General features: G+C 33.6%; 24 protein-coding genes. 10 read left to right on the forward strand and 14 right to left on the reverse strand.

Annotated features, from left to right (window positions below; all coding sequences use genetic code 11):
• Positions 1–187: 187 nt before the first annotated feature.
• Positions 188–682 (reverse strand): rubrerythrin family protein, encoded by a 495-nt coding sequence (locus tag QO263_RS08570; protein ID WP_285628856.1) that lies wholly within the window; start codon positions 680–682, stop codon positions 188–190.
• 42 nt (positions 683–724) lie between these two features.
• Entirely contained in the window at positions 725–1147 is a 423-nt protein-coding gene (locus QO263_RS08575; RefSeq protein WP_285628857.1) for a Fur family transcriptional regulator, read from the reverse strand.
• 295 nt (positions 1148–1442) lie between these two features.
• Here QO263_RS08575 and QO263_RS08580 point away from each other — a divergent pair, with 295 nt between their 5' ends.
• The 5 genes from QO263_RS08580 to QO263_RS08600 all read left to right on the forward strand — a co-directional run bounded on the left by QO263_RS08580 (position 1443) and on the right by QO263_RS08600 (position 5768).
• Positions 1443–1997: an RNA polymerase sigma factor gene (locus tag QO263_RS08580; protein ID WP_285628860.1), complete on the forward strand. Its 555-nt coding sequence runs from the start codon at positions 1443–1445 to the stop codon at positions 1995–1997.
• On the forward strand, positions 1987–2607 hold the full coding sequence (locus QO263_RS08585) for a hypothetical protein (protein WP_285628862.1): 621 nt from the start codon (positions 1987–1989) through the stop codon (positions 2605–2607). The genes QO263_RS08580 and QO263_RS08585 overlap by 11 nt, the downstream gene beginning before the upstream one ends.
• A 4-nt stretch (positions 2608–2611) precedes the next feature.
• Positions 2612–3139, forward strand: a complete 528-nt coding sequence (locus tag QO263_RS08590; RefSeq protein ID WP_285628865.1) for a DUF4358 domain-containing protein — start codon at positions 2612–2614, stop codon at positions 3137–3139.
• 81 nt (positions 3140–3220) lie between these two features.
• A complete protein-coding gene (locus QO263_RS08595; protein ID WP_285628868.1) occupies positions 3221–4633 on the forward strand; it encodes an MBOAT family O-acyltransferase in 1413 nt (470 codons plus the stop codon).
• A 10-nt stretch (positions 4634–4643) separates the two neighbouring features.
• Positions 4644–5768, forward strand: coding sequence for a DHHW family protein (locus QO263_RS08600; RefSeq protein ID WP_285628869.1), 1125 nt, complete (start codon positions 4644–4646; stop codon positions 5766–5768).
• A 120-nt stretch (positions 5769–5888) separates the two neighbouring features.
• Here QO263_RS08600 and QO263_RS08605 read toward each other — a convergent pair whose 3' ends face one another.
• The 4 genes from QO263_RS08605 to QO263_RS08620 all read right to left on the reverse strand — a co-directional run bounded on the left by QO263_RS08605 (position 5889) and on the right by QO263_RS08620 (position 12367).
• Positions 5889–7280, reverse strand: a complete 1392-nt coding sequence (locus QO263_RS08605; protein WP_285628871.1) for an MATE family efflux transporter — start codon at positions 7278–7280, stop codon at positions 5889–5891.
• Positions 7281–7584: 304 nt separating this feature from the next.
• The gene (locus QO263_RS08610) at positions 7585–8523 is read right to left on the reverse strand and encodes an AAA family ATPase (RefSeq protein WP_285628873.1); all 939 of its coding nucleotides are present in this window, start codon (positions 8521–8523) and stop codon (positions 7585–7587) included.
• Positions 8524–8685: 162 nt separating this feature from the next.
• Positions 8686–11031 carry a DUF4129 domain-containing transglutaminase family protein gene (locus QO263_RS08615; RefSeq protein WP_285628874.1) on the reverse strand — a complete coding sequence of 782 codons (2346 nt, stop codon included), beginning with the start codon at positions 11029–11031 and terminating at the stop codon, positions 8686–8688.
• Positions 11024–12367, reverse strand: coding sequence for a DUF58 domain-containing protein (locus tag QO263_RS08620; protein WP_285628875.1), 1344 nt, complete (start codon positions 12365–12367; stop codon positions 11024–11026). Before QO263_RS08620 ends, QO263_RS08615 begins: the two co-directional genes overlap by 8 nt.
• 238 nt (positions 12368–12605) lie before the next feature.
• Between QO263_RS08620 and QO263_RS08625 the strand changes: the two genes are divergently transcribed.
• The 3 genes from QO263_RS08625 to QO263_RS08635 all read left to right on the forward strand — a co-directional run bounded on the left by QO263_RS08625 (position 12606) and on the right by QO263_RS08635 (position 16136).
• A complete protein-coding gene (locus QO263_RS08625; RefSeq protein WP_285628876.1) occupies positions 12606–13688 on the forward strand; it encodes an ArsR/SmtB family transcription factor in 1083 nt (360 codons plus the stop codon).
• A gap of 22 nt (positions 13689–13710) precedes the next feature.
• On the forward strand, positions 13711–15507 hold the full coding sequence (locus QO263_RS08630; RefSeq protein ID WP_285628877.1) for an ABC transporter ATP-binding protein: 1797 nt from the start codon (positions 13711–13713) through the stop codon (positions 15505–15507).
• 335 nt (positions 15508–15842) lie between these two features.
• The gene (locus QO263_RS08635; protein WP_285628878.1) at positions 15843–16136 is read left to right on the forward strand and encodes a hypothetical protein; all 294 of its coding nucleotides are present in this window, start codon (positions 15843–15845) and stop codon (positions 16134–16136) included.
• 189 nt (positions 16137–16325) lie between these two features.
• On the opposite strand, the gene QO263_RS08640 is transcribed toward QO263_RS08635, so the two are convergent.
• The gene (locus QO263_RS08640) at positions 16326–16769 is read right to left on the reverse strand and encodes a winged helix-turn-helix transcriptional regulator (protein WP_285628879.1); all 444 of its coding nucleotides are present in this window, start codon (positions 16767–16769) and stop codon (positions 16326–16328) included.
• A gap of 113 nt (positions 16770–16882) precedes the next feature.
• Positions 16883–18181 (reverse strand): cytochrome c biogenesis protein/redoxin, encoded by a 1299-nt coding sequence (locus QO263_RS08645; protein ID WP_285628881.1) that lies wholly within the window; start codon positions 18179–18181, stop codon positions 16883–16885.
• Positions 18182–18399: 218 nt separating this feature from the next.
• On the opposite strand from QO263_RS08645, the gene QO263_RS08650 reads away from it, so the two are divergent.
• On the forward strand, positions 18400–19620 hold the full coding sequence (locus QO263_RS08650) for a MalY/PatB family protein (protein ID WP_285628882.1): 1221 nt from the start codon (positions 18400–18402) through the stop codon (positions 19618–19620).
• Between the two features lie 205 nt (positions 19621–19825).
• On the forward strand, positions 19826–21001 hold the full coding sequence (locus QO263_RS08655) for a cation diffusion facilitator family transporter (RefSeq protein WP_285628884.1): 1176 nt from the start codon (positions 19826–19828) through the stop codon (positions 20999–21001).
• Positions 21002–21189: 188 nt separating this feature from the next.
• Here QO263_RS08655 and QO263_RS08660 read toward each other — a convergent pair whose 3' ends face one another.
• The 6 genes from QO263_RS08660 to QO263_RS08685 all read right to left on the reverse strand — a co-directional run bounded on the left by QO263_RS08660 (position 21190) and on the right by QO263_RS08685 (position 25878).
• Positions 21190–22035 (reverse strand): alpha-helical endospore appendage domain-containing protein, encoded by an 846-nt coding sequence (locus QO263_RS08660; protein WP_285628885.1) that lies wholly within the window; start codon positions 22033–22035, stop codon positions 21190–21192.
• A gap of 158 nt (positions 22036–22193) precedes the next feature.
• A complete protein-coding gene (locus QO263_RS08665; protein ID WP_352169725.1) occupies positions 22194–22688 on the reverse strand; it encodes a BclA C-terminal domain-containing protein in 495 nt (164 codons plus the stop codon).
• Positions 22689–22738: 50 nt separating this feature from the next.
• Positions 22739–24421 carry a recombinase family protein gene (locus tag QO263_RS08670; protein ID WP_285628886.1) on the reverse strand — a complete coding sequence of 561 codons (1683 nt, stop codon included), beginning with the start codon at positions 24419–24421 and terminating at the stop codon, positions 22739–22741.
• Positions 24422–24508: 87 nt separating this feature from the next.
• Complete coding sequence (locus tag QO263_RS08675) at positions 24509–24769, reverse strand: DUF6870 family protein (RefSeq protein WP_285628887.1); 261 nt, start codon at positions 24767–24769, stop codon at positions 24509–24511.
• A 433-nt stretch (positions 24770–25202) separates the two neighbouring features.
• Complete coding sequence (locus QO263_RS08680) at positions 25203–25454, reverse strand: helix-turn-helix domain-containing protein (protein WP_285628888.1); 252 nt, start codon at positions 25452–25454, stop codon at positions 25203–25205.
• A complete protein-coding gene (locus QO263_RS08685) occupies positions 25447–25878 on the reverse strand; it encodes an RNA polymerase sigma factor (RefSeq protein WP_285628890.1) in 432 nt (143 codons plus the stop codon). Before QO263_RS08685 ends, QO263_RS08680 begins: the two co-directional genes overlap by 8 nt.
• Positions 25879–25996: the final 118 nt, after the last annotated feature.

Genomic DNA, 25996 nt, shown 5'->3' on the forward strand with positions numbered 1-25996 from the left:
TCATAAGATTATTTGATAATCTTCTATGTACAAGCTCATTTAAATTAGAAGATCAATTTAATTATACCATTTCTCCGTTAATATTACCATAATAGCCCAAGGAATTCAGAGGAAAGGGAAGGGAGAAACTATATATTAACTACTGAAATAAAAAAATGCACTGAGACAATTTCTCAGTGCATTAATTTTAATATTTGATAAATTTTGAACCTGGTACACCACAAATGCTGCATTTTTCTGGAACGCTTTTCTCGATGTTTCCACATACAGGGCAAAGATAGTAGAATACTTCTTCTGATTCATCAATATTTTCTAGTGCTTCTTTATAAAGCCTTGCGTGTACCTTTTCAGCTTCCATAGCAAAAGTAAATGTTCTAATTGCTGCTTTGTCGCCTTCTTCTTCAGCAACCTTTAAGAATCCTGGGTACATGCTTTCAAATTCATATGTTTCACCATTTACTGCATCTTGAAGGTTTTCAGAAGTAGATAATATTTTGTTAGCTACCTCTAGGTGCTTCTGAGCGTGTAGAGCCTCAGCATCGGAAGCTGCTCTAAATAATTTAGCTGCATTGGTTTTTCCTTCTGCCTCAGCCTTCTTTGCGTAAGCTAAGTACTTTCTGTTTGCTTGAGATTCACCAGCAAATGCATCCATTAAATTGTTAAGTGTTTTGTTTTCTGACATTATATCTCCTCCATTTATTTAAATTTATTATATATTGGCTATTTAATTATTTTGATTAGTACATTTTGGACAAATACCTTTAAAATACACATCTTTATTATCAATTCTAAAGCCATTTAAATCCTTAGAATTAAATGAATCTATGTTTATTTCAAAATCATATATAGTTCTACAGGATTCACATTTAAAATGTCCATGATTTTCTGTGACTATATCATATCTAGTTTCATTATCTTCTATGGTTATTAATTTTACCAATCCAGCTTCTATCAAAGTATTTAATGTATTATAGACAGTAGTTTTTGACAAGGTAGGGATTTCTTTATGAAGATCGCTATAAATCTGATCTACAGTAGGATGGCACCTATGATTAGCGACATATTCCAATACCTTAAGCCTTTGATGTGATAAACGAATATTTTTATTTTTCAATTTTATTGATAAATCCTCAAAAGCTGTTTTCAATTAACTCACATCCCCAATAATTGAGTGATTAATAAATGTAATGGTTATCAACATGTAATGATTACAATATAATTATAAATTCAAAATTAAAATTTGTCAAGCAGAAAATATATTTTTTATGAAAAAAGGATATAGATATGAGTATTAAGTTTAAAATATTTATTTTACTACTCATCAAATACGTAATTATAAAGGTAATCGATATATGTAGTATTAATCTTTTTAAAGAAATTATTTCTACTGTAACTTTTTGTTTTTTCAAACGAATAATATATGAAAGACAATGGAGGCCTCTATGTTAGATGATAAAATTCTTTATAAAAACTTTCTTGAAGGCAGTATAAATGCCTTTGAGACACTTGTGCTTACACACAAGGACAACTTAATATATTTTATTTCTCGATATACTGGTTATATCTTTGCAGCCGAAGATATTGCTCAGGATGTATTTGCCTATGTCTATGTTTATAAGAAAAAATATAAATTTAACTATTCTTTTAAAACTTATATATATACATTAGGAAGGAATAAAGCCATAGACTATGTAAGAAAGCAGTCAAAGCTAAGTATAGTTTCATTTGAGCAAGATAATGAAATGCTGTTTAGTGAAGACAATTTAGAAGAAAATATAATAAAAGACGAAGAAAAAAGACTATTACTTAATAGCTTGAAAAAGTTAAAGCCTGATTATGAAAAAGCCATTTATCTTGTAGATTTTGAGGATTTATCTTATGGAGAAATATCAAAAATTCTAGGAAAAACTCTAGGCCAAACAAAGGTATTAATTCATAGAGCTAGAAAGGCCCTGAGAAAAATATTGGAGGAAGGAGCTGGACAAGATGAAAGATAACAGAGGCTTCCTAGAAGGTGTGTATAATAAGGCTAAGCTATTAGAAAGAAAAAAAGCTAAAAGAAGCATGGTCTACAAAAGATATGCGAGGTTATCAACTGTGGCAGCTGCTATAGTTATAGCAATCCCCCTATTGCTATATAGAGGCCAAAGTTCAGTTCCAAAAGGTTACACTGAGATTCATCAAATTCAGACACCGAGGGTATACAGTATAGATGATCCTATGCTTAATTTCTATACCGCAGAGTATATAATAGCGGGAGAGACTAGGGAAGTCGGCAAAAGTCAATTTGCAAAAGAAGATAATTATATATATACAGATATTACAATAAGAGTAGAACAAGTTTTTTTAGGAGATATCCATAAGGATGAAATAATACTTAGAGTCAAAGGAGGAAAGGTAAAAAAAGAAAAAGTTTTTTCTGTAATGGAAGGTGAGTTTAAAAAAGGGTCAAAATCCCTATTATTCCTTCAGGAGAGAGAAGGAATATATTATCTAGTAAATGGTAGCGAAAGCCAATTTTTAGAGGCGGAAAAAAATATATTTATAGATAAGCAAGGAAACAAATACAAATTAGATGACATAAAAAATTATATAAATCGGAGGTAGAAAAGTGAAAAAAGTATTTGGTCTATTTTTAGCAATAATAATGATGGCTTCATTCTTAGTTGGATGCACCTCTAAGAATGAAGCAAAAGAAGTGGATTTAAAGGAAATACATTCTGCAGTAAAAGAAGCTTTTGGTGAAGATTATCATCCAAATAGAGAGTTGACTGCAGAAGAGATAGAAAACTTTACAGGTATAAAGGAAGCAGAGATAGAATCATTTATAGCAGAGACACCAATGATAAGTGTTAATATAGATACATTTATGGCAATCAAAGCTAAAGAGAATAAAGGATCTGAAATAGAAGAGAGCTTAGAAAAGTACAGAAAGTTTCTTGTAGAGGAATCTGTACAATATCCTATGAATATAGCCAAGGTAAATGCTGCTAAGGTAGTTAGACATGGAGATTATGTTTTCTTTTTAATGCTTGGAAAATTAGATGATAGACAAGAGGCAACAGATGAAGAAAGGCTTGAATTTGCAAAAGCAGAGGTGCAGAAGGCAGAAGAGGCTATCAATAAGTTTTTTCAATAAATGCACCGAGCTCCAAATTTATGTGAGTGAAAACGAGCAAATAAATTTGAGTTGCGAGACTGCTTATTACGGAGGTTTAATATGGTTTTTAGCAGCATATTGTTTTTATTTTATTTCTTACCCTTTGTTTTAATAGTGTATTTTATATCTCCTAGAAAGTACAGGAATTTTATTTTATTAATAGCAAGTCTCTTTTTCTATAGTTGGGGTGAGCCTAGATATATATGGATTATGATATTTTCAACAGTCCTTGATTATACTTGTGGCAGGCTTGTTCATTATTATAAGGGGAACAAAGATCAAAACAAGGCAAGATTGTGGTTAGGAGTATCAGTATTTGTTAACCTAGGGCTATTAGGTTTTTTCAAGTACTCTGATTTCATCATATCTAATATAAATGAAATATTAGGCTTCAGTATTCCATTATTAAATCTTACTCTGCCTATAGGAATATCTTTTTATACTTTTCAAACCATGTCCTATACTATAGATGTTTTCAGAGGAGATACAAAGGTGCAAAACAACATTATTTCTTTTGGAACCTATGTAACTCTATTCCCACAGCTTATAGCAGGTCCTATAGTCAGATATCAAACTGTAGCAGAGGAGTTAAACCAGAGGACAGAATCCTATGATTTATTTAGTGAAGGCATAAAAAAGTTTTTATTAGGGCTGGGAAAGAAGGTATTATTAGCTAATAATATCGGCTTGCTATGGAATAATATATCTAATCAAGGGATATCAAATATTCCAGTATTAACAGCTTGGCTTGGTATATTTGCTTTTGGTTTTCAAATATATTTTGATTTCTCAGGATATTCAGATATGGCAATAGGCCTTGGAAAAATATTCGGATTAAATTTTTTAGAAAACTTTAATTATCCATACATGTCTAAAAGCATTACAGAGTTTTGGAGAAGATGGCATATATCTTTAGGTACATGGTTCAAGGAATATCTATATATCCCTTTAGGCGGCAATAGAAGAGGAAGATTTAAGCATATTAGAAATATACTGATAGTTTGGATTCTGACAGGTATATGGCATGGTGCTAGTTGGAACTTTGCCCTATGGGGACTGTTTTTTGGAATTATATTGATTTCAGAAAAATTGTTTCTACTAAATCTATTGAATAGAATACCTTCATGTCTGGCTAGGATTTACACATTATTTTTAGTCCTTATATCCTGGGTAATATTTGCCTTTGATTCTATAAAGGACGGGTTAAATTATATTAGAGTTTTATTTGGATTGGGAAGTGTTGGTGTTTTTAATCATACATCTTTGTACATGCTATATACGAATGTACTGTTATTTTTAATTCTCGCAATAGGTTCAACAGATATACCTAAAAGATTATGGAATCGTGTGAATAATAGATTTAATAAGATATCATGGGTAGCAGAGAATGTATTTTTGTTCTTAGTGGCAGTATTATCAATAGCATATCTAGTAGATCAATCTTACAACCCATTTTTATATTTTCGCTTTTAGGAGGAACTTTATGAGAGAAAAAGCAAGAGTAATAATATTTATGGGGCTACTATTATCCTTGTCTATAGGGAATATAGTCTCACCTAAAAATGTGTTTTCAAGTAAAGAGAACAGATATTTACAGGGGAAGCCCAAGTTTAACCTCAGCACCATAATATCTGGAGATTATAGTAAGGACTTTGAAGCTTATACAACAGACCAATTTATTTTGCGAGACAATTGGATAATGCTAAAGACAATTGGAGATTTATCTTTGTTAAAGAAGGATAATGGTAGAATATACTTTGGAAAGAATGGATATTTGTTTGATGCAGATAAAGAAATAGACGAAGATCAATTGATTAAAAACATAGATAGCATCAATATTTTTTTAGATAAGATGAACAAGTATGATATTCCAGTTACTTCCTTACTGATACCTAGTAAATCCACAGTTCTGCATAATGAGTTGCCTCTATATGCACCAGTAGTAGATGAAGATCATATTAGAAATAAACTAGAGTTCTCCTTGAACAAAAATATTAGGCTAATAAGCTTAGTAAAAGCCTTAAGCAAAAATTCTAATAAATATATTTATTATAAGACGGATCATCATTGGACTACACAAGGAGCTTTTTATGCTTATGAATACTATATGAGAGCAATAAATGAAAATCCTTTAAGTGAGGAGGATTTTATAATAAAAAAGGTATCCGATGATTTTTGGGGCACCAATTATAGAAAAGCTAATTTTTATCAAGGAGAACCAGATGAGATATACATTTATGAACCAAAAAAAGAAATAAAATATAAAATAAAGATTAATGGCAAGGAAGAAACTCACAGCTTATATGATGAGACTTATTTAAATAAGACAGACAAATATTCATATTTTTTAAGTGGAGATAAATCATTAATAGAAATAGAAACATCAGTAAAAAACAATAAAACCTTATTAGTAATAAAGGATTCTTTTGCAAACAGCTTTATTCCATTTCTGATAAATCATTATGAAAAAATTATAGTGGTAGATCCAAGATATTTTAATATGGGTATGGAAGAGCTTGTAAATGAAAAGGGAGCTGATGAAGTATTACTTCTTTTTAATGAACAAAACTATGCGAAGGAAAAGTCTTTATTTGTTTTGGGAATGTAAAGGAGTCACCGGTTTAGATTATTATTTCTTAAAGATATATGAATCCATGAAACAGTGAGAAGGAGCAGGAGACAAAAGCATTTTAAATCTGCTCCACTTTCATGTTTGTAGCTTTTTTTATCAATGAGACTCGTTAACAAGTCCTTTTGTGCGCCATTTACCTTTCTTGAAGTAAATCGTAGTTATAATTGCTCCCATCGTCCAAGAAACTAGCAAGGAAATGAAAGTAGCTTCAGGTCTTCCAGTAGGATAAGCAGCACTTCGTGTTAAATAGGCAATACTATAGGCTACAGGTACACGAATAACAACTGTAGTGATAAGTGAAATCCACATAGGTGTCATTGTATCTCCTGCACCACGCATGACTCCAGATAAGCTTTGAGTTACTGCCATTGCAATATAGCCTACTGCAAGAATTCTCATCATATGCATACTTAAATCAATCAATTCTATAGTGTCTGTGAAAACAGCCATAAGATATCTGCCAAAAATCAAAATTAAAATAGTTATCATAGTAGAAACTCCAACAGCAATCATAGTACCATCTTTAGTGCCTTTTTCTACTCTATCTATTTTCTTAGCACCTATGTTTTGCCCAGTATATGTTGTCATTGCACTTCCAAAAGAGAAGTTTGGCATCATAGCAAATCCGTCTACACGCATAACAATGACATTGCATGCAATAACAAGCTCACCAAAACTATTGGTCAAGGATTGAACAACAATCATAGCAAGAGAAAATATTGCCTGTGTCAAGCCTGATGGCAGACCAAGCTTTATGAGTCTATAAGAGTATTCCTTATTTAGCTTCAACATTTTCCACTTTAATTCAAAATTACTTTTCATTTTTATTAATTTAATAATACAGAGTACTGCCGATATTCCTTGAGCAATGATAGTTGCCAATGCAACTCCAGGAACTCCCATATTTAGCTTTGCAACAAACAAAATATCAAGTATTACGTTTATAATTGTAGAAGCAAGTAAAAATATAAGTGCTGATAAGGAATCGCCAAGACCGCGCAGAACACCGGACAAAATATTATAGTAGGCAAAACCTGCAATGCCAACGAAATAAATGATAAGGTAATCTGCACACCAGTCAATGATAGTATCTGGCGTATTAAGAAAATTAAGTAATGGTCTAGTGACAATAGGGCCGATGATCATAATTGCTATAGAGGCTATAGCAGTAAGGGATATACATATACCAATGGTATGAGAGAGCTTTTCACGGTCTTTAGCTCCGAAATACTGAGCTACCATAATACCTGCACCAACAGAAATACCGACAAAAAGTACAAGTAAGAGATTTAATATGGGAGCGGCACTGCCAACGGCAGCCAGTGCAAAATCGCCAACGTATTTACCAACAATAATGGAATCAGCAGTATTATAAAATTGTTGTGCTATATTACCAATCAGCATTGGTATTGCAAATTCAGTAATTCGTTTCCAAGGAGTACCTTCTGTTAAATCCTTTGGGGCAAACAATTCTTTGAATTTTGTCATATATCTACCTCCTAAAAATTAATAAGTTGTAAAAATCGATTATTCCTTTTTCTTCGTCTATATAAACTCAGATAGAATCTAGTTTATATTAATAGCCTCAATTTGTCAATTTAGCGCAGTGAAACAAAATGAGTGTTCCTATAATCGGAGCACACATTTTGTTTCACTTCAACTTTTCCTGTATTCTGCTTTCACAAACTTAAGATGGTAATAAGTTACAGGATTCCAATTCGTAATGAGTTTCTCCATACTGCTGAGGATAATTTAGATATCCCATTAATTTAACTACCAGCTTTAAATCTAATCATTTTATTTTCACGGGTACAAAGACACTATTTAGAACTCTACTTAGAACATCTTCAGTATTTCTTTTCTCGATTTTAGCCTCTGGTGAAAGAATCAGTCTATGTCCCAGGACAGATGCTGCCATACTTTTCACATCATCTGGAATAACATAATCGCGACCTGATAAAAATGCCCTTGCCTTTGCGGCCTTTAATAAATCAATAGAGGCTCTAGGGCTAACTCCTAGCTGTAAATCCTTATAATTACGAGTTGCATTGGAAATACCTACAATATAGTCCATAATATCATCATGGACTGTTAAATCATCTACTCTAGATTGCATCTCTAATATATCATCATTTGATGCAACAGGTTCAATAAGGTTGAGATTTTTTATTGATTGATAGTTCTTTAGTATTTCTATTTCATAGGATTTTCCTGGATATCCAAGTGACAAACGCATCAAAAAGCGATCAAGCTGTGCTTCTGGCAATGGGAAGGTTCCCTGATATTCAAGCGGATTTTGAGTTGCTAGAACCATAAATGGCTTCTCCAAAACATAGTGACCTTCTTCTGTAGATACTTCTCCTTCCTCCATAGCCTGTAGTAAACTAGACTGAGTTTTTGGAGAAGTTCTGTTAATTTCGTCAGCCAAAAATATTTGATTGAATATGGCACCTTTTTTAAAAGAAAAGGTTCCGGTGTCTTTGTCATAGATACTAACTCCTATAATATCTGAAGGCATTAGATCAGGAGTAAATTGAACTCTTTTATAAGATAAATCCATACTTCTTGCAAGGGCTTTAACAAGAGTAGTTTTACCGACTCCAGGCACATCTTCTATTAATAAATGACCTCTTGCAAGTATAGCAATCAAAACTTTTTCCAATACATCGTCCTTACCAATTATGACTTTCTTTAGATTTTCTAAAATATCCAATGCTTTTCTATTATTCATGTCTTCCCCCATTTCAAAATTGACATAAAATTTGAAATAATCTTGTTATTATAAATATATCATTTTCTAAATTAAATAAAAATGTTAAGTGAATTTGTTTCAAAAAATTAATGTAGCTTTTATTTTAGATATCTTTTTATTGTTGTAACTCAATTTGTGATATTATTTAATTTTGCTTACCGAATGTCCTTTTTTCATATATTTACGATAATAATAGACTATAGGATTCCTGTTTCTAAGATATTTTTCAAGATCTTTTCTGTATTCCTTTAGCTCCATTATATCTTCATCAGAAGCAGGGAAGCCTCCGTATTTACTTCTAACAAAGATATCTGTTATCTCAAATGTTCCTTTTACATTGTATGTGTACAATCTGTGTACAGTTCGTTTAGCATATTCATAGTGGGTCTCTCCAGATTTCTGAGGATAACCTAGAAATTCTATAAGCTTAACTATTTGTCCATACAAACAAATAACTCTATCATTATTTGATAATTTTTTAGTCTGAGCTTCCTGATAAACATATTTCGAAAATCCTATCAAAAACCGCATGGGAAGCATCAATAGCAAGACAATTAGGAGACTATCTGCAATCTTTTTTCGCAATTCAAATTCATTAGGTATATTTTTGGCTGGCTCGTTATAGGCTGGATTATTTTCGTCGTATAAAATATCTATGCCATTGTCTATTATTTGATTATAGAAATTAATCACAGGGCTTTTATTATTCAAGTCTATTTCATCAGTAGTTTTATCATGTAAGTCTATTCCATTGATAGTTATATCGTCAACTTTATCTTCAACAGGCTGATAATCTTCTAATCTAGGCTGTACAGGATAAGCAGGTGTAGGTTCAAAGGTCATCCAGCCAACGGGCTCTATAAATGCTTCCACCCATGCATGAGCATTTTTACTTCTCACCTCATATATTCCAGGCTCATCTGTTTCCTGAGTCAAATATCCTTCAACATATCTGCTAGGTATTCCTTCAAGCCTAAGCATTATTGCCATAGAAGTAGCAAAATAGGTACAGTAACCCTCTTGTTCCTCAAATAAGAAATAATCAATGAACTCCTTCCCTTCCGGTACCTGGTTTACATTTAGATTATATTTATAGTTATTTCGAAGAAAGCCTTCAATGGCTTGTGCTTTTTGAAAATCATTGTGTGAATCCTTAACTATTTCCTTAACTAGGTTTTTTGTCCTTGATGTTATTCTATCTTTAGGTATCTGGAGGTATTCTTCTATACTGGTCATATATGTCCTTTTTTGATTTATACCAAGGGATATCAACATCCCATATGGAAGTGGCTTCAGTGCTTTGACAGTATAACTTTCCCTATCATGGACTCCCTCTGAGAAAAATAAAATATTATCACGATTTACATTCAAAATGTGGTAGTCTTCAGAGTAGACTTCTACTGCTCTATAAGGGCTAAAAATAGTTGTTGAGGCAAAGGAACGATTAGTAATAGTAATATATTTTTCATCATAGTAGGTTTCTTGTTCGTATTCCGAAAGTCCGCTAAAATCTTGTTTTAGTTTATAATTTCTTAAAGGACCTGTGATTGTCTTCCATTGATCTCCAGTATATGTATGCTTTACACTTCCTCTGAGATATATATTATCGTCTGAATATACTGTCATGATTTTCTTGTCGCTTAAGCTTACAGGTCCCCCTAATTTTGAGCTACTTTCGTGATAGTCAGTAAATGAAAAATCAAATATTGAGGCTTTGCTTGACTCTCTATCAGAAATATCATTGGAACGTAAGTCTTCAATACCTGGAAAGGCATTATAAACTGCTTGATACAGCCAAGGCCATCCTATATAGCTGTTACTTTTAGGCAAAAGCAGTGCTATAGAGACAATTAATATACTATACGTAATAGCTATTTTAAGCCAGCGTACATAGGAGCCTTCGAAAGAGTAGCTTGTTGAATTTTTAACCTTCGTTCTTTCCTTGCAATATTTATTTAAACCCATAAGAACAAAAAAGAATATAAAAAATATAGAAATCATCAAATATGCCTGATCGTAGTAATTGTACCAGTAGACAAGGAATAAGCCTATATAAACAGGGAGCAGCCAATAGATACTTTTACTTTTAAACAGTATGAAGGCAGTAAAAAATGATAGGAAAACTATTAATATTCCCCAGAGCAGAAGTAAATTATCCGAGGCAATGTTTTCTTTGCCTTGGAGATTATTGATAATATTATTGAACAAATAAATAGCTTTATCTGCCATAAGAAAGGCTATAGGTGTGATAAAACGATGTACTAGAATAATTCCTAAAACACAAGCAGTTAAAAGAGTAAATAAAACAATTGGATTTAGTAAAAAAAACTTGACTACCATACTTCCTATAAAAACTATCAGAATTTGCATTATAATATTTAACCTTAAATCCATTCCCAAACCAAGCATGTACACGAGGCTAAACACTAGAGAAGCATAAGCAAGGTTAAATATAAGCTTTTGAATTCTATCTGATAATCTATACATTATATACCTCCAATGCCTCTCTAATATTAGTATTGTGATCTAAGATATATATAGGTATATTTTCTCGCCTGAGCATTATCTCAATTTCTCGATCAATATATCCCATGCTATTTTCCATATCAGTTATAAGGATGAAAAGAGGGTTGAAATTTCTCATTTTAAGTTGAATCCCTAGTGTACCCATCTCTTTATCAAAATTTGGAGTTATAATAATCACTGTTGAATTTTTTTTTAGAGTCTCAATTCTAGTTATGAGTAGAGACTTGAAGTCAATAGCACCATTACCCTTAAATCTTGCTAAAGCTTCAAGAAAAGGCTTATAGTCAGATTTTTGTTGACCTTGTATTTGTATATATTTCTGAGCATCCTGAGTTTCTAGACTTACGTCTATGCCTTGATCTAAACAGTAATTAATTATGCTGAGAGCAGCACTTGCAGCTTTATCCTCAATATGGCGATTTACATCGCGTTTGTAGTGCTTTGATTCATTGTCAATGAATATTGTAGCGTAGGTATCACCGTAGTTTTCATATTCTCTAATAATAGGGATATCTTTTTTTGCTGTAAGCTTCCAATGGATAGCCTTGACAGAGTCACCTTCTTTGTATTCCCTTAAGGATGCAATCCTGCTTTTATCCTGAAATACTGTGTTTTGTATCAGAGCCTCTCCAGATTGATGGCTAGAGGTTATTTTAAATGTGGATAGTTTAGTTGCTTTTGGATAGACCAAAATAGAAGTGGTACTACTAATCTTTTTCTTGAAAGAGTAAAATCCTAATACGTCATGTACTGTTACAATCATCTCTTCAAGTTCATAATAACCTCTTCTTTTTAAAGTTATAGTTTCACTATGGGCAAAGGTTCCTTTTTTTTCTAATGATAGAGCTACAATAGGAGAATTATTTCCTATGAGCTGTTTTGAGATATTACTATGAATTTCTAAATAGGGAATATGAAAAATACTATCGTTTTTCACCTCATATTCTAAGATAATGCTTCCACCAGCGAATAAGGATTCACTTGGAACCCTAATATAGCCTTTTAAATTCATGAGAATAACTAGATTATAAATTAGTGGGATAAGGAATGTGAGCAAAAATATATAGAATAAAAAATAGGGAATAGTTCCGCCGACGAGAAGTACAAAGATAAAAATAGTTAGAAATATTAATAAGAAACCGATTTTAAATTTGCTCATTTTGTTGCTACTAATCAAGATTCCCTTTAGAACATCTTTGGCATTTCGTTTTTTGATTTTAGCTTCTGGAGAAAAAATAAGTCTATTTATGATTTTCTTTAGATTTTTTAAAATATCTAATGCTTTTCTGATGTACATATCGTCCTCCTATTTTGAAATTGACGAAAAATTAGAAATAATCTTGATATTATAACTATACCATTTTCTGATTATATTGAAAATGATAAGTAAATTTGTTTCAAAAAATTAAATTATATGGAAGAATACCTACCTTTAACTACATAGAAAATTATATTTGACATACATAAAACATATTTGACGTTCATCTAATATAATGATATATATAAATTAAGACGAAGAAAGGAGAGCATTATAAATGAACTATAGTATTCGCAATACACCAAATTGGCTATTTGAAGCAGCAGCATGTATTTCAGAGCAATATTTAAATCACGAAGAAAAAGTAATAGAGAATCATAACAAGTTTGGAATGACAAAGGAAGAAATGACAGTTTTTTTTAAGAATTATAAGGCTTATAAAAAAGCTGTACTTGAAGAAATTACGCCTATTTGTAATAATTATTCCTCATTAAAATGGCTCTTTGAACCATTGAAAACTGAAACAGAAGAGAAGGACCCCATTGGACTTTCTATAGTAACCTTTTGGGAGGATAGAATATCTTCAGATATAAATGAAGAGGAGATTGATGAATTTTTAGATGAGCTTATATCAAGTATAATATCCGAATATACAACTGACACAGAAAAGAAAGATTTGGTTATTAAAAGTCTTTCGGATTTAGTAAATATACTTGATAATGATAATATTGACGATAGCTTTAAAATGCAGTTAATAAAGCTATATAACAATAGATATGAAGTCTTTGGGAAACTGTGGGAAATGCTCCATTTATGTATTCCCATTTGCCAAAAGCATTTTTATATTATAAAGGAAGATTTTGAGAGAGCCTTAGAGTCATTAGAAAAAATAGACGACTTGGGAAAATTTATTGATTCATCTGTGGCTATAAAAATAAACACAAATCTCAACTATAATATCTATCTCAGCATATTACATTTTAATGGATTTAGGATGGAGCTTCATAGTGCTATGGATTATTGTTATATAGGTATTTACTTTTTCTCATTAGTGGATTTAAAAGAAAAAAATAGATTCAATGATAGTGATATGATTACTGACTTAAAGGCTCTTAGTGATGTTACAAGGCTTAAGATGATACATATTCTTTTAGAAAAAAATATGTATTTGCAGGAGCTAGCTGAAAACTTAGGGCTAACTCCTTCAACTGTTTCTCATCACATTAATATTTTACTAAAATCAGAATTGATTTCAATTACAATGGTTAGAGATGAGAATACAAGAAAAGTTTTTTATGAAATAAATAGAGCAAAGCTGGAGAGCATAGGAGACTCTATAAAAAAACTAGCAGCAATTTAAGATTAAGAGGAGGAATTTGAATATGAAGGGAAAAATTGATTATCCTTTTTTCAAAATGATAAAGCGCTTACTTAAAAATGTAAGAAATCAAAATAAAAAGATATATATTTGTTTTGTGATTTATACTATTGCAGCGACAATATATCCTCTTTTTTCAGTTGTACTTCCCAAGCTTTTAATTGGAGAATTATCTCTTGGCAATGCTGCAAATGTGGAAAATATACTTGCTATTATCTTAGGATATTTATTGCTAACGTCTATTTTTGGATTTATCAGGACCTATATGAAGGATTTTGCCTATCCTCAAATTACAAGACTTAGAATAGATTATATAAGAGATACCTTTGATAAAATTGTAAGCATTGATTATAAGTATATGGAGGATGCAACCTTTTTTGAGAAAAATGGCAAGGCTATGGAGGCTACAAGCAGCAATAATAACGGAGTAGAGGGAGTATATCATAAGCTCTTTGAGACTCCATCTATGCTTATAACCACAGTGATTTTTGTAGTATTCATAGGCATGTTAAATATCTTCATATTATTTGGATTAATATTGAATATTATTGTGTCCATGTGGATAAGCAGACGAGTTCATCACTATAGATATGGTAAGCAAGAAGAACTTACCCATGCAGAAAGAAGAAAACGCTATTATTATACAACAACTCATGACTTTGCCTATGGTAAGGACATTAGAATTTATAACTTCAAAGATAGAATTTTAAACAATTACTCAAAAGAAATATTGGGCTATATAAATATACATAAGATGATAGCGAATAAAGAATATGCATTGGGTTTTTTAGGGCTAATTACACTTTTATTAAGTGATTTAGCTACTTATGGCATACTTATCTATAAAACAATAAATGGCATGTCCATAGCAGATTTTTCTATGTATCTGGCGGCAATAGTTAGCTTATCGCTTCTTTTGAAGACACTAATAGAAAACATTTCTTTTACCATAAATGAAGGTCAGTATGTCCATGACTTCTACGAATTCATGGATAAGGACTTAGGTGAAGAGGGAGGAGCAAGAGGGGCAATAAAAGATGATACCCTTGAAATTGAGTTTAAGAATGTAAGCTTTAAATATCCTAACACAGATAGATACATATTTAAAAATTTAGACTTTAAAATCAATAAAGGTGAAAAATTAGCTATTGTAGGTATTAACGGAGCAGGCAAAAGCACATTGATTAAGCTGATGACAGGACTTTTTGATGTTACAGAAGGAGAAATCCTAATAAACGACATACCTATAAAGGAATTCAATAAAAAAGAATTGTTCTCCATGTTTTCAGTAGTTTTTCAGGATGTCAATATTCTTGCATATACAATAGGAGAAAATGTTGCATGCACCTCTAATGAAATAGATAAAAATCGGGTTATGACTGCACTTGATAAGGTTGGATTAGGAAGCAAAGTAAAAGACTTTTCAAAAGGACTTAATCAAATGATGCTTAAGATAATCGAAGAGGATGGTACTGAGTTCTCAGGCGGTGAAAGTCAAAAGCTTGCCATAGCAAGAGCCCTTTATAAAGATGCTAATATGGTAATAATGGATGAACCAACTGCTACATTAGATGCACTAGCAGAAGCAGAAATCTATGAAAGCTTTAGCGAACTTGTTAAGGGGAAAACAGCTATTTATGTTTCTCATAGAATGTCTAGCAGTGTTTTCTGCGATAAAATACTTATAATTGATGAAGGAAAAATATCTGACTTTGACAGCCACGAAAATCTTATGGAGAAAAAGGATAGCTTGTACTATAAATTATTCCAATCTCAGGCTGTTAATTATCAATTTAACTGATAAAGAGTGAAACTTGATTTGAAGAAAATATGATATTAGATATTTTTGATTTAAAAATTCTGTTCGCAACTAATCAAGTAAAAATCAGGCTCTATTAAATTTTATAGAATAAAGGGAATTCTCGACAAGTATAGAATTATTATTGTAGCTATAATTGCATACAATACAATTAGGGCGAATAATGAAAGGAAAAAAGCTATTTATCTTTGCCTTACTGAAAATGACTATTTTAGGTCGTATGACCAACAAATCAGTTTTTAATTCGTACAATTGAGTGCTTCAAGGTACAAGATTAATAGAATTGTGAATGAGAATATTATAAAGGGGGACTTCAAATGACATTTCATAACCTGAACGACCCAGTAGGATTCCCAAGTAACAACCATAATCGAAATTATTATAATAATAGTGGTAGAGGCGGTGGGGGCACTGATGATGTTGTTTCTATTGGTACATGGGTTTTAATACTAATACTGACAGCTATTCCAGTTGTAAATATTATCTCTTTATTTGTTATGGCTTTTGGAATAGGCAATCAAAATATTAAGAACTATGGTAAAGCAGCATTGATAATTATGGGAATTGGAATAGTTTTAGCCATGCTTTTAGGTGCTTGCTCTGATTTTTAGATAACAAATAATCGAGTAGGAGGAAAATAATTATTTATTTTCCATCCTCTCGTACAAACAAGAAAACTATTAGATACTTGGCAGTTTGTTAAGACAGTTTAAAAATTGATCTGACTTAGCAAATTGGATAATTAAACTAAGCTCTATTTACTTATGGCTATCATAAACATTTAAACAGTATAATATGCATTAATGAGGATAATCTTCACCATTTTTTACGGTTATTTCCCTTTTATCAATAGCTTCATTACAATGAGGACAATAATATTGTATATTGATTTTATGGTTACATGAACTGTGAACAAGCTCTTTATAGCATTTATTTAAATGCCTTTCACCCCATAGGATTATACTATAAAAAACATTATCTAAATCCTTGCCGCTCTCAGTAAGTACATATCTATAGCGAGGAGGATGAGATTGGTATAGAACTGGTATAATTAAACCGTCTTCCTCTAAGCTTTTTAATCGATTGGAGAGTAGGTTGCTGGGAATACCCTCTAGATTCTCCAGTATAGAATTATAAGTGTCATATCCATTAGACAATTGGCGTAAAATAAGTAATGTCCACTTATCTCCTATAATGTTTAAAGTTTGTGCAATGTTACAGGGTAAATTATATTGATTTTTCATATGTGAAAAACTCCTTCCTACGAATACTAATCATTCCTAATTAACTACTAGGCATTGCTTAAAGCTTGTAAGCTTTTTTAGGCTACTCAAAGCTTATTTTGCTAACAAAATCTTTAATCTTTGGTATCTAAGGCTTGCTCTATAACGCTTTTCATAATGTCCTTTGTAAGCATTCCAGGAGCATAACCAATAATATTACCTTCCTTATCTATTAAGAAAGTAGTAGGCAAGGAAGAAATACCATAGATACTAAAAATTTCACCGGATTCGTCAAATACTACAGGAAAATTTAATTCGTTATCTTCTAAAAACGTGGTTATTCCTTCTTTATCAGTTTCACGGGTATTTAAGTTATATTCACTTCGTGGATTAGCAACTCCTAAAAATACTACATCATCTTGATTTTGATTATATTCATCATAAAGTGCTTGTATATCTGGCATTTCTTTTCTACAAGGAGGGCACCAAGTTGCCCAGAAATTCAAAAATATTACCTTTCCTTTATAATCGGAAAGCGTGTGATTGCTGCCATATTGATCTGTCAATGTAAAGTCAAAGGCAGGTATAATCTTTGGGTCAGAACTATTTTCATCTTCTGTCTGTTTATTATTATCGACGCTTGACGAATCTAAATCATCATTTAGGTCTTCTTGATGTGTACCGTTGCTTTCTGTTGAAACGAAAGAATTTAAGTATCCTGAGATGCCGTTCATCCATCCTGTAAAGGTCATGATTCCCATGATAATGAGGATAACCCCTCCAGCTTTTACTGTATGCTTTAATAATTTTTGGTGTTTATCTAAAAAGTTTAGTGCTTGGGTAGTGAATAAACCTAATATCATGAAAGGTATAATAAATCCTATGGCATATAAAAACACTAGTAAATTTCCCACAAGAGAGCTGCTGGCACTTGATGCTAATATTAGTACAGAAGAAAGGGCAGGGCCAACACAAGGAGTCCAAGCGAAGCTAAATGTAAATCCCATGATAAAAGCAACTAATGGATTAGTTTTCTTTTGACTTAAATTGTAATTAAATCTTCTGTCACGATGAAGAAAACTCAACTCAAATACACCAAGCTGAAATAAACCTAAAACTATAATAAGTATTCCAGCTAAACGAGTAAACAACAACTGATTATTTTGAAAAAATGAGCCTACAGCAGTAAAAGACATTCCTAAAATAAAGAATGCGAAGGATATTCCCAATACAAAGAATATAGTATGAAAAAGTACTTTTCTTCTATTATAGCTAATGCTCCCATCCTCTCCTATATCATCTGTATTTCCAGCTAAATATCCCATATAGATAGGAATTAACGGAATGATACAAGGTGAAAAGAAGGATAAAAAGCCTTCAAGAAATACGAGAATAAAGCTGATACTATTTGTGGATATCAATGAATTAAACATAGAATCACTCCCCAACTATTTGCTTTATTTTATCATAGTAACTTTATATATTCAAGTAGGTTTATTATATAAAGTTACATAAAAAATAAGACGAGCTGTGTTATAAATTATTTTAATAAGGAATGATTTTTCTATATCGTTTTATGATACAGAAGATCATTTTATTGTGGTATATTAATTATATAAGAGAATACTTTTTTTGTGAGGAGGATTGTTTCGTGAACAATGAAGCATATAAGAAATACGATTTTGAGACAGTTATTGATAGGAAAAATACAGGATCAGCAAAATGGGAACAATTAAAGGAGTGGAATCCTAATGCCTCAGAGAGAGCTGTTCCATTTTCAGTTGCTGACATGGAATTAAAGAGTCCGCCTGAGATAATAAAAGGGCTTCAAGAATATATTGGTTCAAGTATTTTGGGATATACTATACCTACGGAAGATTATTATGGTGCAGTATGTGGATGGATGAAAAAAAAACATAATTGGGATATAAAGCAAGAATGGATTGTTAATACTCCTGGTGTAGTCACAGCCTTTTATGCTGGGATAAAGGCTTTCACTGAACCTGGAGATGGAGTAATAATCATGCCACCTGTTTATTTTCCATTTTATAGTGCAATAGAGCTAAATGATAGAAGCATAGTAAAAAACCCATTAATAAATGCAGGAACAAGGTACGAAATAGACTATGAAGATTTAGAAAAAAAAGCCAAGGATCCTAAAAATAAGGTTTTATTATTCTGTAGTCCTCATAATCCTACTGGTAGAGTGTGGAGAAAAGAAGAATTAGAAAAAGTAGCAGATATATGCTTAAGAAATGATGTATTTATTATATCGGATGAGATTCATGGTGACATTATTATGCCAGGCCATGAGCACACTGTATTTGCCACTATTTCTGATGAAGCTGCAAATAATATGATAGTTTGTACGGCACCAAGCAAAACCTTTAATATAGCAGGCTTGCAAAACTCAAATATTATTATTCCAAATCAGCATATTAGGGAAAAGTATCAAAGGATTCTTGAGTCGAATGCTATAGGTCTAGTAAATATGGTTGGTATGAAAGCCTGTGAAATAGCTTATACGAAATGCGAAGATTGGCTTGAACAATTGTTGAAGTTAATACAATACAACCATTTAGAATTAAAGAAATTTATTGAAGAAAATATTCCGCAAATTAAAGTATATGATCTTGAAGGTACTTATTTACAGTGGTTAGATTTTAATGCTTTTGGATTAAGTAATGAAGAACTAGAGGAATTAATGCATAAAGAAGCAGAACTGTTTTTTGATGAGGGATATATTTTTGGTGAAGAAGGCAATGGATTCGAACGATGGAATATTGCTTGCCCAACTAAGGTTATGATGGAAGGCCTAAAGAGGTTGAAAAGTACATTGCCTTTATTTCAAGAGAGAATTGAGAAAATCTAGCATGAAAAAAGCTAGTAAATATAGTAGACTTTAATAAAGGATATTAGGTATGAGTATAGGGGATGATTGCAAGCAGCATACAGATCGTCTCCTTATGTTATGCTTTATTTAAAGACTATTTTTAGACTGTTTAAGGAAATAATAAATAGAATGATACTTTATAAAGTTATTTACATTATACTTTATGGCTAATAGGGGTGAAGCTTTGACAAATTTGTTAATTAAGCTATTCGTAAAAGATCATCAAAATACTTCTAATTTTCGTGTACGTGAACGTTATGGTAAGCTTGCTAGCATTATGGGAATTGCCTCCAATTTGCTGCTTTTTATTATTAAGATCATTGCAGGAATTCTTTTTAACAGCATTTCCATAATTGCGGATGCTATAAATAACCTTTCCGATTCAGGATCTTCACTTATAACACTAATTGGATTTAAGATTTCTGGTAAGCCAGCAGATGCAAATCATCCTTATGGCCATGAGCGTATGGAATATATTTCTGGATTGATTGTATCCTTTATTATATTAATTTTAGGATTACAGCTTGTTAGAAGCTCTATAAGCAAAATAATCAATCCACAGGCAACTAAATTCAGCATGATTTCTGTATTTATATTAATCATATCTATTATTATAAAACTCTGGCAAAGTATGTTTTATAGGAAAATAGGGAAAGCAATAAATTCTACAACTCTTATAGCAACATCTATTGATAGTCGAAATGATATTCTTTCAACATCTGCTGTATTGATTGCAACAGTTATCACTTATTTAACTAGATTTAATTTGGACGGCTACATGGGTGCTGTAGTTGCTTTGTTTATTATAGTATCTGGCACTAGCCTAGTTAAAGAAACTATAAGCCCGCTTCTTGGTACGGCACCTACAAAGGAATTGGTTGACAGCATATATGAAAAAATTCTAAGCTATGAAGGTATTATAGGACTCCACGACTTGACAGTACATAGCTATGGGGCAGGACAATGCTTTGCAACTGTCCATTGTGAGGTATCTGCTGAAAATGATATTATGGTTAGCCACGATATTATTGATAATATTGAGCGCGATTTTTTAAAAGAGAAGGGTATTAATTTAGTTATTCATCTTGATCCTGTTGTCATTAATGATCCTAAAACCAATAAATTAAAAGCTGAAGTAGAAAATACACTTAAAAATTTATCACCAGAAATAAGTATGCATGATTTTCGCGTTGTATGGGGTGTGAGTCATTCTAATCTAATTTTTGATGTGGTGGTTCCTTTTGATTTTCAGTGGAGCGATGATGAACTGATTAAACTTATTTCTGATAGAATTTATGATTTCGATGCTAATTATCACTCGGTAATTACTGTTGATCATGACTATATACCTAATAACTGATAATAATATGAAAACCGATATATCTAGTGTCATAAAGCAAACCTGTTATATCTGTTGCTGCAAACACATATAACAGGCTTGTTTTATCAAACTTTATGGGTTAATAAGAAGCAGTTAACCATTCTTCTCTCTTTTAAGGAAATACTCTTAAAGGAAAAAGTTAAATAGATACTTTTAAATTGATTTTTCTAGAATAAGGGGTGTTTTTTTCTTGGGATATTTTTTATCTCTAAGTCACCTGAAGATACTAATACTATTCCACTATCATGATTAAATTCTAGTTTTTTAGAACTGATTACCATTTGAAGCTTTTGTTCACATCCAGTATCCCATATTGTAAGGGTAAAAGAAACGGTACATTGGGAAATATTATTCTCTGTTTCTTTTATTGACATTACTCCCTGACCCTTCATGATTAACATATTGAAATCATGGCTAGTATTGCATGGTCTCGTTTTATTGGTGCAGGTAACTTCTATACTTTCTGGAATAGCCATCATAATGACTAAATTAGGTCTACAAGTTCCTTCCTGTTTTTTAGATAATATATATTCTAGTGAAAAAGATACATTATTCTCTGAATCCACACATACACTGGACTCAACCGAAGCCGTGAAGCCATAAAAAGCATCTGTCTTATTGATGATGTATCCACTTCCACAGCCTATAAGTGCACAAGGTGGATGACAGCTAGGTGGCTGAGGACAAGGTGAAGGCTTATGCTTGCATGAGCACTCTTTTTTTTCTTCGCTTAAAATCATAACACTTTCTAGTTTTTCTTGAAGCAGCATTTGTAGTTTGGTCACATCCCGAATGATTCTGTCTATTCCTTGGTTAATATCTTTGATGTCATGAATTGATGCAGATCTACTTATCTCAGACTTCAATACGTATTGTATTTTTTCCCCTTCCGCATTAATGATATGAGCAAGCCCCATTTCCTCCATTGCTATGGAGGCTATTAGCATGTTAAGGGCATCTTCTCTGCTAATATCAATGATTGGAGTTATGTTTGGAATAGTGGGCAACGACATTTTTTATCCTCCTTAAACAATATTATGTAAGCTTTTTGCATTTTGGTTATTACTTGCTCATATTAATTTTACTTATTATGAATTATATAAGGAGAATAAGGCTGCACTACAATTGGCAGCCTTTATCCTTAATTTCCTGCATTTGAAATGTATCAAATTTAACTGAGTCGAATTATCATTAGAGAAGCACCTGCTGCTCCATTTAATAAAACTGCAGTTACGATAAGACCAAACAATTGCAGTGAGATAGTTGAATTTGCTGCTAGGTCAATTACAATTTCATTTGAAAAATTTGATAAGGATAATCCTGATGAAATTGTAGAAGCTGTATTAGGAGATCCATTTATAAAGAGCCTAGAACCTGCTCCTAGAGCAGCTGTAGTATTAATATGATAAGAAATACGATATCTGCCAGCTGTATTAATTGTGAAAACGGTATTAGCTCCATTGACCGAAATATCTGGAGAAAGCAATTGTGCGTTTGGAAGAGCAACTGAAACTCCTCCGAGTGCAACCAAATAACTTGAACCACTTGTATTTGCTGCAAAACCAGCTGTTATTGTGGGATTTGGACCTAAAGCGCCAGTAGCACCAGTAGGGCCAGTGGGACCAGTAGCACCCGTAGCACCAGTAGGGCCAGTGGCGGCATGTATTTTATGACAACGTTGTGTAAATTAAAATGAGAATGGATAAAGCCGCTTGTTTAGCCGACTTTGTTATTCTCTACAACGGTTAGTTCTTTTCTGTTGTTTTCGATAAACTCCACTATGCGGCGGTGTTGGTCTGCAAAGTTAAAGTCTATCGTTACGTCGCCGCCCTCGTGGATATGGATAACTTTGATTAGCTCTGCAACAATACCCCGGTCAAGGCTGCATATGTTCTTGTACTTGCGGAAAGCCTCAAAGTAAGGATTATCAGAAGTTACCCCCTGCGCCATATCCTTATTTTCTTCTTCAAGGTTGGCTATATCCTGCTTTAGCTGCTGTTCCTTTTCCTCAAACTCTTTTTTCATGCGGTGGTATTCCTCACGGGTAATATCGCCGTTTTTCCAATCCACATAAAGCCCTGTGCTGATACCCGAAATCTTTTCAAGCTCCTGTTTCCGCAGCTTGATAGAAGCGGTCAGCCGTTTGGAAACGGTGCGGGGGGCGGGAGCATTGTTTATGTCGTTGATAAGCTCTGCCATGCCGTCAATCAGTGCAATTTGCTTTTGAATGGTTTCCAGAACAATACTTTCGAGCTTATCATTTCTAATGGAGTGTCGGGTACATAATCCCGTCGTGTTATTTGTTCTGCAAGCATAGTACACAAGATTTTTTGATGTTCTGCGTCCCATTGATTTTCCGCAATCGGCACAACGTAGGAAACCGGAAAAGGTGTATAGCTGCCCGGACTGTGGAGCGGTTCGCGTGTCCCTCTGCATTAGCCCCTGTGCTTTATCAAAGGTTTCTTTGTCAATAATCGGTTCGTGGGTGTTCTCAACAATAAACCATTCGCTTTCAGGTGTGTTAATCCTTTTATGCACCTTATAGCTCTTTACTTTCTGCTTTCCCTGCACCATATGACCTAAGTACATTTGATTGGTAAGAATAGCGGTAATGCTGCGGGCAGACCATAGCGGTTCATTGTTCACAATGGCGGGGTTATGGTACTTCATGCCGTTTTGCCGCTTATAAGCAGCGGGGCAAAGGGTTCCCATGCCAATTAGCTTTTTCACAATCCCGTTTTTGCTCATTCCGTCCCGAACAAACCAGTGAAAAATATCCTGCACAATCGGGGCGGTTTCATTATCCACAATTAAGCAATGTTTGTCGTCAGGGTCTTTTAAGTAACCATATGGTGCAAAGGCTCCGATAAACTCACCCTTTTTGCGCTTCATGTTAAAGGTTCCTCGGACTTTGATTGAGGTTTCCCGGCAGTGGTTTTCATTGTACATACTCTGGATAGAAACGCCCATTTCGTACACTTCATCAGGGTTTTTATAACTATCCAGTTTAGGAAGCTCCAAAGAGATAAACCGTACATCTTTTACAACAAACAGATGTTGCAGATACTTTTTGCACTCCCAGTCGTTACGGCTCAAACGCGACAAGTCTTTGACTATGACACAATTTACAATGCCCTTGTCAATATCTTCAAGCATACGCTGAAAGTTTTCCCGGTCGCTGTCTGTGCCAGTGCAGCCATCGTCAATATAGATATCCACAAGCTGCATTTCTTCCTCAAGCATGAGGTTTTCCAAATACTCTTTTAATCGTTGACGTTGGTTTTTTACGCTGTAACTTTCGTCGTTTCCGTCCTCTCTGGATAGCCGGATATACAAAGCCACTTTCCATAGAGCGAGGATTTGTTTGGTTTTATCAAGGCTTTTTCTTACACGAGCCATTATACCTCCCGTCCTCTATAATCACATTATAATTATACCATAGTTGAGCTAAAAAGTCACTGTGTATGATGTGTAAGTTCCTATTATTTAGACTTTTTTTAAGCTGATAAAAAAGTCTTTCAGCTTGTTTTTTAGCTCGTCACCCGCAGGCTCAAACCTTACACGAACAGCACTGTCACCGAACAAAAAGCAATAAGGGTTTTTCACCTGCTCTAAATAATTTATCATTCTCTGTTCCGGGGGCAGGTTCGTATCAATCTTGATTCCACGAATATCCACAAGCCCGGTTTTATCTATCTTTTCTATTCCTGACTGGCTCATTTCGTCCAGTTGTTTTACTGTCAACATTTGTTCCCCCTCCTTTTAGGTATTCCATACAGCATATGCAAAACCGCTTGTACGGTATGTTGTCAAAAAAAGAGGCTTTAATCGGACGGTTTTAGCAAAACCTCACGGGAATTTCACCCCTGCATGGTTCTCATGCAGCCCTACCCATTGCCTGCGACGCTTTAAACGCTCGGACTATGGCTATAAGGGAGTATCATTATACCTTTTTGCGTGTTGTCGCCCGCAAGCCGCTACACTTGCATTGAGTTGTGATGTTGTTCGCTCTCTCTGAAATAAAGGTCATGGCGCACCCAACCTGTGGCTCGGCACAAAAAGAACGTATCCGATTTGCCTTATGATGCGTTGGTGTTTTCTTCCGACGCTTTCTTTGTCAAGGAGCAAAAGCAGGGTAAGGTTTTACACTCTGCGGAAAGGGGGGCGCAGGGTGCTTAACTCAAACCTTGAATGAAAGGACAGCCCGCATGAGCTTTGACCGCAAGCGGTCCCGTATGTCCTCATCTATGCCGTAGTAGGTATTGCCGCGCTCGTCGCGGAGCTTTCGCATAGACAGGCTGGCTATGTAGCTTTCGTACTTCTGTACGACAATTTTCATAGCTTCCGGGTCGCCCTTTGTTGCGGCTATGATTACCGGGTAGGGTAACAAGCCGCGTTCGTCTTGTTCGGTGTTACCAATCATTTCAATCATAGGCGCGTTCCTCCAAATAGCGTTTTAGTAACTCAAAAGAGCTTGTCCGTCGATACTGTACGGTGCTTCTCGGAATTTTATAGAGTTCTGCGATTTCCACGTCGCTCATTTCAAAGAAATAATACAGTAAGACGGCGTTGCGTTTTTCTTCCGGCAAGCTGTGCAGGGCTTCGGCAAGCAGCTTTGCGGTGATTTCCTTTCCCGCCACACAAAAGGATTGTTCAGCTTCATCATCTGCAAAATAGCGGTCATAGGTGTAAAGCTGATTTTCCTCCTGCGGGGTAAGGTCTGAAAAAGTTACCTCGCGTAACTGCTGCCATTTCGTCTGCTTGTGGGCGTTGGCTGCTTCGTTCTTCAACGTCCGTTTGCAAAAGCCGTTAAAGGCGCAACGGATTTGCCACTGGGTACGAACAGGTTCATTCATGGTATTCACCTCCTTTCGCAACCGCGAAAGCGGGTGATGATTTCCCCTTTCGTAAACCCTCAACAAATGGAATTTGAGAACTGCCAAAGTTTCCGATAGATTTCTTGAAAAATTTTTG

Source organism: Proteiniborus sp. MB09-C3 (assembly GCF_030263895.1).
In the GTDB taxonomy this organism is placed as follows: Bacteria; Bacillota; Clostridia; order Tissierellales; family Proteiniboraceae; genus Proteiniborus.